Consider the following 11,278-nt stretch of genomic DNA (forward strand, 5'->3'; position numbering starts at 1 on the left):
AAAAACGAACTGCTATACTAAAAAAAAAGAAATTGAACATGACAGAATGGCTAATATCTAATCAGCTTATTGATTATAACTGTGCCGTAAAATCTATGGAAGAGAAAATTCAACAAATTCACAATAATTCAGCAGACGAATTAGTATGGCTACTCCAGCACCCTCCACTTTACACTGCAGGAATCAGTGCAACAGCTGATGATATTGTTGAAAAACTATTTCCCATATATAAAACAGGAAGGGGTGGTAAACACACATATCATGGTCCAGGACAGCGCATTATATATTTAATGTTAAACCTTAAAAAAAGAAACAAATGCGATATAAAGCTATATATTAGAGATCTAAGTAAGTGGATCATAAATGTTTTAAAGCAATTTAATATACTTGGAGAGTTTAGAGAAGATAGAATAGGCATTTGGGTAAACCATAACGGAGTAGAAAAAAAAATTGCAGCTTTTGGTATCCGTTTAAGAAAATGGGTAACTTATCATGGCATAGCGCTTAACGTCTTTCCAGACCTCTCTCACTATAAGGGTATTATTCCTTGTGGATTGCAAGGTTATGGCGTCACGTCAATGGAAGAACTAGGAGTGAAAGTTCCACTCTCTGAATTGGATGATATACTAAAAAAAGAGTTTTATAAGATATTTTAATGATTGTTTACCTTTTATATTTCATTCTCACTTTATGTGCTAACACAGGTATTCATGCAATCGACCAAGTTGATATTATTGCTCCTTCTTCGAAGGGAAAAGAATTAGATCTGACTACTATAAAAGAATATGTAGAAGCTTTGGATTTTAATCCCCATATTTCGGAGAAAATATATAGTAATGATAATCCATTTTATTCCAACTCTGATGAATTCAGAGCAAATGATTTGATTAGTGCACTAACCGGTGATAGTAAAATAATCTGGTGTATCAGAGGAGGAGAAGGGGCTTCTCGGTTAATTCCCTATCTAGAAAAGTTACCCAATGATAAAAAAGAAAGGATTGCTCAAAACAAAAAGATCCTCATAGGCTATAGCGATATAACTGCCTTGCACATCCATCTACAAGCTAAATATGATTGGCAAACTCTTCACGGCACCATGTTGGAAATGATAGTAAATAACTCCGTTTCTGAAAGCTCTGTTGAAAAATTGAAAGAGTTAATTCTTAACAAGCGGGATTCTATCAGATTTGATAACCTAAAGACGATAAATAATGGCATTAGACTAAAAGATGGCAGATTAGAGTCTAAAATCATCGGTGGTAATATGACTTTAGTTGAAAACAGTATAGGAACTGTTTGGCAAATAAATGCGAAAGGTAAAATTCTATTTTTAGAGGACATAAGAATCTACCCATACGCAATAGAGCGCAGTTTAGATCACCTAAAACAAGCTCACATCTTTGATGGAGTACATGCAGTAATCTTTGGGGATTTCGTTAACTGCTATAACGATAACCTTGTTGAAGTTGTAAAAGAAAGGTTTGCAAAAAGTGTTAACTTTCCTGTATTTACTATGAAAGGGGTAGGCCATGGACATACAAATGATCCTTTACCTTTTAACACTCACGCTATTATTAGCGTTCAAGACGAAAAAGAAGGTTTGTTTTTTATGGACGTGCAGAATTTAGCTAATCTTATAGCTAACGCGAGCTCTACGTCATACCGCCGCAGTATCTCTTAGCCGCTAACACGTACTTAACCGTCATACCGCGATTCATTCGCGGTATCTCATCCGCTAACAAGAGATCCCGCTAACATGTAGCGGGATGACGAATTGCTTAACCGTCATTCCGCCGCAGACCGTCATACCGCCGCGGTATCTCTTAGCCGCTAACACATAGCGGAATGACGAAGTTATCGTCATGCCACCGCGAACCGTCATACCGCCACGAACTGTCATACCACCACGAACCGTCATACCGCGATTCATTCGCGGTATCTCTAGATCCCGCTAACACGTAGCGGGATGACGGTTGTCAGGGTGTCATGCAAGTAGCTGACTACTTGGATCTGGTAGGCTTAAATCACAATGCCCGTAAAGCTGCGACCCTAGAGCTACTATCTCTCACCCACTGCAAATATTGCACGGTACTATCCACTTGATCATCGTGTCGAGTTTCAGGAAACATTAAAATCTCATACTCAAAATCGTTCAGCCATACTGCTTGGTGCGGCAGAAAAACCTTGCCAGACTCTATAATCGGAACAATTTGATAAAATCGAGTGAGTTTGTCATCATGTGGTACTATTTCGATAATTGGTAAATCACTGTTTGTCTTTAGCTCTTGCACCAATTGCTGACCACTTGTTTTTGCTTCGATTAAAATTGCGTGCGGTGTCCATCTTGCAGCTAGTGACAGAACTTGCTCTTTAAGCTTTGGATACTCAAGCTTTGCGCGATATACATCGAGTAAATAGAATTTATTGCCCACTTTTGTCCAGGTGGTGCAGACGCTAAAGTTGCTCATGCTGCTTGTTGAAACTGCAGTGTCCCAGCTCTGAGTGACATATGAGAGACTATCAGAAAAATTTCTATAGCGCTTCAGCCACTCTCGTTTAATTATACCACTTGAAAGTGGCAGAGGGTTTTGTTGATATTGTGCAGCAAAAGCGTAACTTCCAAGTTCAACCTTTATCATCTCAACTTCTTCTTTTCCTCCATCGAGGGGATATAGCAACTGACCTTCTTCTCTTGAGTATAATATTACGGGTGGTGTCATTCTAGCACTTGATGCTGTAATCCAGCTTTTGTACTCATTTGTAGTTACTCGGGTGACAGGAACAAGAAAAGGAGGCGCTGGCTTTTTGATTGAATAGATAATCTCCTTATTTTCAGATATCATCGGTAAACAAGTATGGTTCCATATGTTTTTCGGTTTGGAGAGAAGGTGCCCGGTTAAATCTTCTTGATGTAGCCTATGCATCACAAGAACAATTACTCCTTTTTTTCTATTGTTGAGCCTGGCTACTAAAGTCTGGTCAAACCAATTTGTAGCACGCTTTCTAAACGTTTCACTCAAAGCTTGGGCGGGACTCAGTGGATCATCCACGATGATGAAATCACCACCTTCACCTGTTAACGTCCCTCCAACTGACGTTGCGATTCTGTATCCTCTCTGCACTGTTTGAAATTTGTATTTGGTATTCTGATCTTTGGATAGTTCTACCTCTGGAAACAGCTCTCTATACCAACTAGACTGCATTATGCATCTTGTATCGAGCGAGTGCTTTTCGCTAAGCAGCCGAGAGTAGCTTGCAACTATTATTCTTGCAGTTGGCTGATTTCCCAGTATCCATGCGGGCCACGCAACACTAGCGCACAGGGACTTCATTGAACGCGGAGGCATATTGAATATTATTTGCCTCATTTTGCCAACATTTGCCGCTTCAAGTCTGTCTGCTATGACTTTTATATACTGATAATCATTATACTCACACCCCGGCACTACCGTTTGAAAACACAGTTCAATGAATTTTAGAAAGTTCATGATATAATGTTGAAACCAACGCGTGACGCTGGGATGACAAAAAAAGGAGCACTGAAGGCTATAGGTGAGACGTTGCGGTATCTCTAGATCCCGCTAACAAGCAGCGGGATGACGTTTGTCGTTTAGCTATAAATATTAAGAAATTTACCAAATAAAAAAAAGGCAAAAGAAACCCTAGGGTAGCTAATTATTCACTATCCATTTTTTAAGTTGGCGTTTTTTGATATTTTAAATGCTTTATAAGCGCATTTCAGCTTATATTAGGTAAAAACCTAGAATTTTATAAAGACATAAGATGCACATAGTGCAAAAAATTAAACATGGGACGCCAGATACGTGAGTTTTTTTGTCATTTAATCTGTACAGAGAAGATAAATAAATAGCTTCAGTTTCATGATAAGGGGACTGGCAAGGCTTGTCAAGCAAGTTTTTTGCAATATCAGGGGATAATTTCGACCATAAATCCCTATCAATAAATTTTAACAAAAATACTTCAGTGCATTTTCAAATATAAGCATTCCATCGCCATATTTTGGCACAGCAACACCTAAACGCTTGCTCTTTTCTTTTTCAAGGGGCCAATTATCTTGCTGAGTAAAAAATATTCCCCTTTCTGGATGGGGCATTAAAGCTAGCACTCTTCCACTTTTATCTGATAAAGCTGCTAGGTCGTATGTAGATCCATTCGGATTGTAAGGAAATTGTAGGTTAGCATAGTTGCCATTTTTATCAATGTAACGTAATGCGGTGGAATTGCTCTCAATCAATTGGTTCAAAATATCTTGATCCATAAAAAATTTGCCTTCCCCATGAGCAATAGGGAGATATAGTTCACTCAGACCCCGTAGCCAAACAGAATTACTCTGCGGATTAACTCTCACTCTAATCCAGCGGCATTGGTAATTGCCTATATCATTATGGATTAAAGCTAGATTAGAGAACTCTGGAATTAATTTTACTAATATCTGACAACCATTACATATTCCTATAATCAGCTTGTCCTGAGATAAAAACTCTTGAAACTCATCCAACAAGTTGTTTTTAATACGTAAAGCAAACGCATTACCAGCACCAGTGTCATCACCATAGGAAAAACCCCCTGGAATTGCAAGTATATTGCTTAATTTCAGTTCACCTGGATTATCTATGATATCGTTAATGTGAACGATTTTTACTTCAATATTACCAATACCAAGTTTTCTGCTGCATTCCATAAATGCAAATGCAGTTTCTTTTTCGCAATTTAAGCCATAACCAGATAGGACTGTGATTTTCATGAATTGCTAAAAATTAAAAAATTCGAATTTCCTTTTTACAAAATTTGCTACTAAATTTAACGCAAATAACACCAATAATAAAGCTATAATTGCGATAGCAGCAAGTTCAACAAATGCAATTTCAGGACTGCTTGACCATATGTATATTTGCACAGGTAGAACAGTTGCCGGATCGAAGAAGGACATAGGTGTATCAGCAATAAATGCTACCATACCTATCATAAGTAAAGGGGAAGATTCACCTAAAATCCTTGCAATTGCAAGCACAGTACCATGTATTATTCTTGGTAATGCAATCGGCAAAGAGTGATCTAATATCACCTTGATGTGAGGTGCACCGAGCGCAAACGCTGCATCTTTTATCGTAATAGGAACATTCGCAAAGGCATTTTTTGTTGCAATTATAATATTAGGTAACATCATAAATGAAAGAGTCATTCCACCAACAAGTGGTGAAGAGCGTGGTAGCCCAAATATGCCAAGATAGAGAGTTAAGGCTACTACACCAAATATTATTGAAGGCACTGCAGCAAGATTATTTATGCTAATTTCTACAATATTGGTCATGAGCCTATTTTTAGGCATAAATTCGTAAAGACAGATGCCCGACATAATTCCTATTGGTAATGCTAATGCTAGGCACACTATAATTGTCATCAATGAGCCGATAAATGCACCTAAAATCCCTGCATTCTCAGGTTCACGAGAGTCAGATTTAAGGAATAAAGACTTATTAAAAAATTTTTTCACTCTCCCTTTTTCTTTTAGCCAATCAAGTAATTTAGCATAATGATCATTCAAATGTTTATCTTTATTTATTGAATTAATTATACTTGACGCGGTAAACCAGATCTCATATTCACCACTACCTTTCACTTTCTTACGAAAAAATTTTTCTAGTTCTTTGTAAGAATTACGACTTAAAATTTCGTCACTGTCTTTAAAATCAGTTCCTTTAAACACCTTACGTAAAGAATCGTTGAGTAAGCCAATGGACTTATATCGCAAATCACTAGGATTACTCGCCAAAGTAAGATCAGCATTTATTTTAACTGGCAATAAAATTTTCGTTACTGTTAAGGCACTGTAAGAGTTAACTAATATACTCAACAATATACACACAGGACAGCCAAGTGAGATAACTAATGCCGTGAAAGAACAAAAGCGTAGCGCTCTGTTCTTTTTATTTTTCCTTTTTATACAAGCATGTACACGCCTTGACTGAAGTAATTTAAGGAATTTTTTCTTTATACTCATTTACTTTTCTTTACACGAGGATTTGAAAAAACTTTCCCCTTTTTTGTCATGCAAGTAGCTGACACTGGGATCCAGCAGGCTTTGCCTGCAAATAATTTTTACATTTTCCATGAAAGCACAAACCAAAAGGAGAATAATGAATGCTGGATCCCAGTGTCGGAGCACTGGGATGACACCACAGCGGGAGGCAAACACAATGTTCGTACAGTTGTGTGTCACGCACTGGGATGACAAGAGAGAGTTCTGAGATGACACAATTGACATCACTCCCTATTGTATCTACTTAGATTTCTTTTTAACATAAGTAGTACGCTCTTTGATCCTTGCAGCTTTTCCAAATAGTTTGCACAGATAATACAGTTTTGCTCTACGAACCTTTCCTTTTCTTGTCACTTGCACTGAAACCAGTGCAGGAGAATAAACAAAAAACTGAGACACTATACTTTCTCCATGGCTCACTTTTCTGACTGCAAAAGAAGAATGTAACCCGCGGTTCCTTTTTGATATACATACACCTTCAAATATCTGTATACGTTCACTTGTACCGTCAACTACTTTAAAAGTGACCTTCAAATCATCGCCAGGACGAAATTCTGGTATTTCTTTAGCTAACACTTGCATTTGCTGTTCGTTAAATTTTTTAAGTAAATTTGTCATTTATCTCTCCACTCAATAATTCAGGCCTACGCTTTTTTGTTATAACATGAGACTGCTTCTGCCTCCAATCACTTATTTTTTTGTGATTGCCAGATAACAAAACCTCAGGTACTTTATATCCCTTCCACTGCTCAGGTCTAGTATATTGAGGATATTCAAGTACACCACCACCATAATTAAAACTTTCTTCAGTAATACTATCGGTATTATTTACTACACCTGGAAGAAGTCTAATGCATGCATCAAGAACCACCATTGCAGCTGGCTCACCTCCTGAAAGTATATAATCTCCAATACTTAACTCATAAGGAGTATACGCATCAATTATCCTTTGGTCAATACCTTCAAATCGACCACACAATATTGTTATATGAGGAAACTCTAATAATTCTCTGGCAATATTCTGATTAAACTTAGTTCCAGATGGAGTCATGTAAATAAACTTAGTGTTTTTATGAACAGAGAGCATACTATCTACTGCATCACCAACTACATCAGAACGCATAACCATTCCCGCTCCACCTCCATATGGAACATCATCCACAGTTGAATGTTTATCTTTCGCAAAAGAACGAATATTTATTACTTCAAGGTTCCATATTTTTTTTTCTAACGCTTTTCCGGCAAGAGAATAGTTCAAAAACCCCGGGAACATTTCTGGGAATATGGTTAATATTGTAACATTGAATGCCATTAAGGTTTATTTTAAGTTATTTGGGGCTATACTCTAAGAATAGTAAATTGATATAATATATAGTTAAATTAAACATGTCACTGAATAAAACGATATACGAAGGTAAAGCGAAAGCCATTATTGAAACTGAAGACTTATCAATTGTCATACAGCACTTTAAAGATGATATTACAGCATTCAATAAGGAAAAATATGAAATAATCGATGGTAAAGGAATAATTAATAATCATATTAGTGCTTTTATCATGGAAAAGCTTGAGAAAGCAGAAATTAGCACACACTTTATAAAAACTCTAAACGAAAGAGAACAGCTAGTCAAAAAACTCAAGATAATACCTCTTGAGGTAGTAGTTAGAAATGTCGCAGCTGGCAGCTTTTGCAAACGTTTTAATATCAAAGAAGGTGAGAGGCTTGCATCTCCTATAATCGATTTTTTTTACAAAAATGATGACCTAGCCGACCCAATGGTAAGTGAAAATCACATACTGTATTTTGATTGGCTATCTAGCAAAGAAATGGATGAAGTTAAAACTACAACTTTAAAAATCAACGAAATATTAGTTCACCTATTTTCAAATGCAAGTATATATTTAGTTGATCTCAAGTTAGAATTTGGCAGATTAATAAATGACAGTACTAAAATCGTTTTAGCTGATGAAATTAGCCCTGATAACTGCAGATTATGGGATAAAAATACTTATAAAAAGCTAGACAAAGATGTCTTTCGTTTGAATTTAGGAGATTTAAAGGAAGCATACCTAGAAGTTGCAAAAAGACTGTCAGTAAAGTTAGGTTAACTAAATACTACTCTATCAAGTGGAGGGTTACATGCCTCATCAAGTTTTCCAATAATTTCAATTTTTTCTCCACGTTTTTGGAAATGATTTTTCACGTTTTGCATATTCTCAGAACTTACGATCAATACCATACCAATACCACAATTAAATGTTTTTAGCATTTCTTTCTTCTCTATTTTACCCTCCTTTGTTAGCCATAAAAATATATCTGGCCATTTCCAGGAATTAATGTCTATGTTTGCAAATAAGTTTTTTGGAAGAATTCGCGGAATATTGTCTACCAAACCACCACCCGTGATGTGCGCAATACCTTTTACTTGTGACATGATAGGCAGCAAAGAATCAACATATATTTTTGTTGGTTCAAGTAGTATTTCACTCCAAGATTTATTATTCCATAGAGATGTATCGTTATAATTTATACCTAAGCTTTTGAAAACATGGCGCACTAAAGAAAACCCATTTGAGTGAATTCCACTTGACTCTAAGCCAACTATATAATCACCTGCTTTCATCATACTACAGTTTGGAAGAATTTGCTTTCGATCAACTACACCAACCACAAACCCTGCAAGGTCATAGTGATTATTACCATACATTCCAGGCATTTCTGCAGTTTCCCCACCAACCAATGCTATTTTAGCTTGCTTGCACCCCTCTGCAATGCCCTTAACCACAGATAATAAAACATCTTTGGTCAAAACGCCTGTTGCAAAGTAATCAAGGAAAAACAAAGGCGTTGCTCCTTGTGCAAGTAAGTCATTTACACACATTGCAACTAAATCTATACCTATAGTATCATGTTTATTCACTTCTTGAGCTATCAACAGTTTCGTACCTACTCCATCAGTTGAGGAAACGAGTACTGGATGGTCATACTTCTTACTTAGTGCAGCAAAATCAAATAACGCAGAAAATGAACCTATTTCGCTGATTACTTCTTCTCTAGTAGTTTCTTGAGCAATAGGCTTGACTTCTTTTATTAACTTATTATATAGTTCAATATCTATTCCTGATCTGGTATAAGTATTCATAATCCTTTTATAAATTTTAAAATTGTTAATACTATATTAATGCCTTGATATAAAAAGTGCAACGAAACTTTCTCTTAATTGACTATTATATACTTACCAATATAGGGTAACTTAAATCATTTATAATTATCCAATGAACGAAAATACCAAAAACATACTGTTAATAACGGAACTGCTATCAGGACGGCTGCTTCATGACTTTGCTAACTCTATGAATGGAATAACGTTTGGCGTAGAAGAGCTTGAAGTAATAGATAAGAATGATGCTGATGCGCAGAAGGAAGCGTTGTTGTTTCTTAAAGAAAGCTCCGATGATTTAATATATAAACATAAAGTTATGAAGCAGGCATATTCTTCTTCAATGGATAATTATAGCTTTGATAAGACCAAATCTAATATCGAAAATTATTTATTAAAAAAAAAGTAAAGCTTACGTGGAAAATAGACGCATACTCTGCAAAAAATAAGGAAGGTTTAATTGAAAAGATAAATAAGATAATTTCTAATATGGTGCTAACTATAGCCAGTGCAGTGGCGGAAGTTGAACTAGTATCTGTTTTACTGAGTCAAACAGAAGATAAAATGCTATTAACTATAAAAATTCTAAATGAACACAAACCAATAAGCAAATCATTAGTAGACAAATTAATCAAAAAAAATGACACTAATTTAAATACAAAAGATATTAATATCTATATGACCTCTTTATTATTAGAGTACTATAACACTGAAATGCATTATACTTGCGAAAATAATTTGCTGGAAATAGGTTTAACTATAACTTGAGTTGCATATTTGGTTATTACAACTTTTTCTTCGTGTCAAGGCATTCCCCGACAAGGGGTACCAAATCTAATTTTTGTAATCACTTAAGTCTAGTACTATTTTATTAATGTAGCGCTCATTTGCATCTTTGATGATAAACTTCATACCATTTTTATATTTAATGACTTCATCTACAGAAGGTACTTTACCAGCAATCGAAAGAATCAAACCACCAAGTGTAACATAGTCTTCTTCAGGGTCACGTAATTCTATTTTTAGATCCTCTTCTATATCTTTTATAAGAGCCCTTGCTGATACTTCAAACTTATTTTGAGACAATTCAGTAATGGTATATTCTGAATTTATTTCGTTTTCACTATCAATGTTTGGTACTAGTTCCTCTATAAGATCAGTCATTGAAATTAAACCATCAGTTCCACCATATTCATCCAATACGATAGCTAAGCATGATTTAGAAGAGTTCATCCTAACAAAAAGATTAGTTGTCTTCATCGAGGGTGGAACAAATATTACGCTTTGTATAATATGTTTCAGATTAAAATTTTTATCCCTATTAAAAATAACATCTTTTACATAAAAAAAGCCTATTACGTTATCAAAGTTATTTTTATAAATTGGTATTTTAGTGTGGCAAGTGTTTTTTATCTTCTTTATTATTTCACGCTCGCTTGACTCAATGTCTACTGCGCATATCTCTGTACGTGGAGTCATTATATCCATTATACCACAATCGCGGAATTTTAATAGACCATTAAATATATTAAGGTCTGGCAGATCTTTCATTAATGCCTCAGTCGCACACTTTTTCAACACAGAAGCTTTTTTGAAAAGGAAGAGAAAAATTCTATATGCTATTTTTTCTACTAAGGTTCTTTTTTTACTCAATTTATTCCCTGTAATGGCAAAAACGTTTTCAGATTAGATTTATCAAGAAAACTGTTATTAAATGTTTAATAAGCATGTGAATAATGTCAAATTAATTTGTGAATTATTTGTTGATATAAAATACCAACAATTGATCAACAACTTTTTCAACAACATATACATAGTTGTGTAACAATGCATGATGGTAAAGTATTTTCCATAAAAGAAAATTACTAACACTCTAAACACCTTACTTATACACATAAATCATAACAGAAAATCAATAATATACGAAAGTTACTCACATATTTATCCACAAGTTGAACAACGCCAATTTTTACTGAATTTTAAGTTAGTAACAAGTTATTGATAGAACTATTATTATTACTATACTTTAATATACAAAAGAATAAATAGAATAGAT

General features: G+C 35.1%; 12 protein-coding genes. 5 read left to right on the forward strand and 7 right to left on the reverse strand.

What is annotated here, in order from left to right; all coding sequences use genetic code 11:
• The first annotated feature begins 38 nt into the window (after positions 1–38).
• Both lipB and AAGD87_RS07665 read left to right on the forward strand, forming a co-directional pair.
• Positions 39–656, forward strand: coding sequence for a lipoyl(octanoyl) transferase LipB (gene lipB / locus AAGD87_RS07660; protein WP_010081985.1), 618 nt, complete (start codon positions 39–41; stop codon positions 654–656).
• Positions 656–1,681: an LD-carboxypeptidase gene (locus AAGD87_RS07665; protein WP_341817610.1), complete on the forward strand. Its 1,026-nt coding sequence runs from the start codon at positions 656–658 to the stop codon at positions 1,679–1,681. The genes lipB and AAGD87_RS07665 overlap by 1 nt, the downstream gene beginning before the upstream one ends.
• 343 nt (positions 1,682–2,024) lie before the next feature.
• Here AAGD87_RS07665 and terL read toward each other — a convergent pair whose 3' ends face one another.
• The 5 genes from terL to trmD all read right to left on the reverse strand — a co-directional run bounded on the left by terL (position 2,025) and on the right by trmD (position 7,373).
• Entirely contained in the window at positions 2,025–3,488 is a 1,464-nt protein-coding gene (gene terL, locus AAGD87_RS07670; protein ID WP_341817611.1) for a phage terminase large subunit, read from the reverse strand.
• A 479-nt stretch (positions 3,489–3,967) separates the two neighbouring features.
• Positions 3,968–4,765, reverse strand: a complete 798-nt coding sequence (locus tag AAGD87_RS07675; protein ID WP_044471287.1) for a phosphoribosylformylglycinamidine synthase subunit PurQ — start codon at positions 4,763–4,765, stop codon at positions 3,968–3,970.
• Positions 4,766–4,771: 6 nt separating this feature from the next.
• Positions 4,772–6,022, reverse strand: coding sequence for a phosphate ABC transporter permease PstA (gene pstA, locus AAGD87_RS07680; protein WP_341817612.1), 1,251 nt, complete (start codon positions 6,020–6,022; stop codon positions 4,772–4,774).
• A 279-nt stretch (positions 6,023–6,301) separates the two neighbouring features.
• Positions 6,302–6,679, reverse strand: coding sequence for a 50S ribosomal protein L19 (rplS, locus tag AAGD87_RS07685; RefSeq protein ID WP_006279489.1), 378 nt, complete (start codon positions 6,677–6,679; stop codon positions 6,302–6,304).
• Positions 6,663–7,373 (reverse strand): tRNA (guanosine(37)-N1)-methyltransferase TrmD, encoded by a 711-nt coding sequence (gene trmD, locus AAGD87_RS07690; protein ID WP_007549279.1) that lies wholly within the window; start codon positions 7,371–7,373, stop codon positions 6,663–6,665. Before trmD ends, rplS begins: the two co-directional genes overlap by 17 nt.
• A 74-nt stretch (positions 7,374–7,447) precedes the next feature.
• Here trmD and purC point away from each other — a divergent pair, with 74 nt between their 5' ends.
• On the forward strand, positions 7,448–8,170 hold the full coding sequence (gene purC / locus AAGD87_RS07695; RefSeq protein WP_155969369.1) for a phosphoribosylaminoimidazolesuccinocarboxamide synthase: 723 nt from the start codon (positions 7,448–7,450) through the stop codon (positions 8,168–8,170).
• Here the strand turns inward: purC and purM are convergent.
• Positions 8,167–9,204 carry a phosphoribosylformylglycinamidine cyclo-ligase gene (gene purM, locus AAGD87_RS07700; protein ID WP_007549277.1) on the reverse strand — a complete coding sequence of 346 codons (1,038 nt, stop codon included), beginning with the start codon at positions 9,202–9,204 and terminating at the stop codon, positions 8,167–8,169. The genes purC and purM overlap by 4 nt on opposite strands.
• A 133-nt stretch (positions 9,205–9,337) precedes the next feature.
• On the opposite strand from purM, the gene AAGD87_RS07705 reads away from it, so the two are divergent.
• Complete coding sequence (locus tag AAGD87_RS07705; RefSeq protein WP_006280049.1) at positions 9,338–9,631, forward strand: hypothetical protein; 294 nt, start codon at positions 9,338–9,340, stop codon at positions 9,629–9,631.
• Positions 9,632–9,711: 80 nt separating this feature from the next.
• Positions 9,712–9,990 carry a hypothetical protein gene (locus AAGD87_RS07710; protein ID WP_006280047.1) on the forward strand — a complete coding sequence of 93 codons (279 nt, stop codon included), beginning with the start codon at positions 9,712–9,714 and terminating at the stop codon, positions 9,988–9,990.
• A gap of 66 nt (positions 9,991–10,056) precedes the next feature.
• Here the strand turns inward: AAGD87_RS07710 and AAGD87_RS07715 are convergent, their stop codons facing one another.
• On the reverse strand, positions 10,057–10,875 hold the full coding sequence (locus AAGD87_RS07715) for a transporter associated domain-containing protein (protein WP_264339692.1): 819 nt from the start codon (positions 10,873–10,875) through the stop codon (positions 10,057–10,059).
• Between the last annotated feature and the right edge of the window lie 403 nt (positions 10,876–11,278).

This window comes from Wolbachia endosymbiont (group A) of Pherbina coryleti (assembly GCF_964026875.1).
Classification (GTDB): Bacteria; Pseudomonadota; Alphaproteobacteria; order Rickettsiales; family Anaplasmataceae; genus Wolbachia; species Wolbachia pipientis.

Coding starts and splice junctions, on each gene's coding strand:
- AAGD87_RS07710 (WP_006280047.1), top strand. CDS start 9,712: ATGGTGCTAACTATAGCCAGTGCAGTGGCGGAAGTTGAACTAGTATCT.
- AAGD87_RS07705 (WP_006280049.1), top strand. CDS start 9,338: ATGAACGAAAATACCAAAAACATACTGTTAATAACGGAACTGCTATCA.
- trmD (WP_007549279.1), bottom strand. CDS start 7,373: ATGGCATTCAATGTTACAATATTAACCATATTCCCAGAAATGTTCCCG.
- rplS (WP_006279489.1), bottom strand. CDS start 6,679: ATGACAAATTTACTTAAAAAATTTAACGAACAGCAAATGCAAGTGTTA.
- AAGD87_RS07665 (WP_341817610.1), top strand. CDS start 656: ATGATTGTTTACCTTTTATATTTCATTCTCACTTTATGTGCTAACACA.
- purM (WP_007549277.1), bottom strand. CDS start 9,204: ATGAATACTTATACCAGATCAGGAATAGATATTGAACTATATAATAAG.
- terL (WP_341817611.1), bottom strand. CDS start 3,488: ATGAACTTTCTAAAATTCATTGAACTGTGTTTTCAAACGGTAGTGCCG.
- lipB (WP_010081985.1), top strand. CDS start 39: ATGACAGAATGGCTAATATCTAATCAGCTTATTGATTATAACTGTGCC.
- purC (WP_155969369.1), top strand. CDS start 7,448: ATGTCACTGAATAAAACGATATACGAAGGTAAAGCGAAAGCCATTATT.
- pstA (WP_341817612.1), bottom strand. CDS start 6,022: ATGAGTATAAAGAAAAAATTCCTTAAATTACTTCAGTCAAGGCGTGTA.
- AAGD87_RS07675 (WP_044471287.1), bottom strand. CDS start 4,765: ATGAAAATCACAGTCCTATCTGGTTATGGCTTAAATTGCGAAAAAGAA.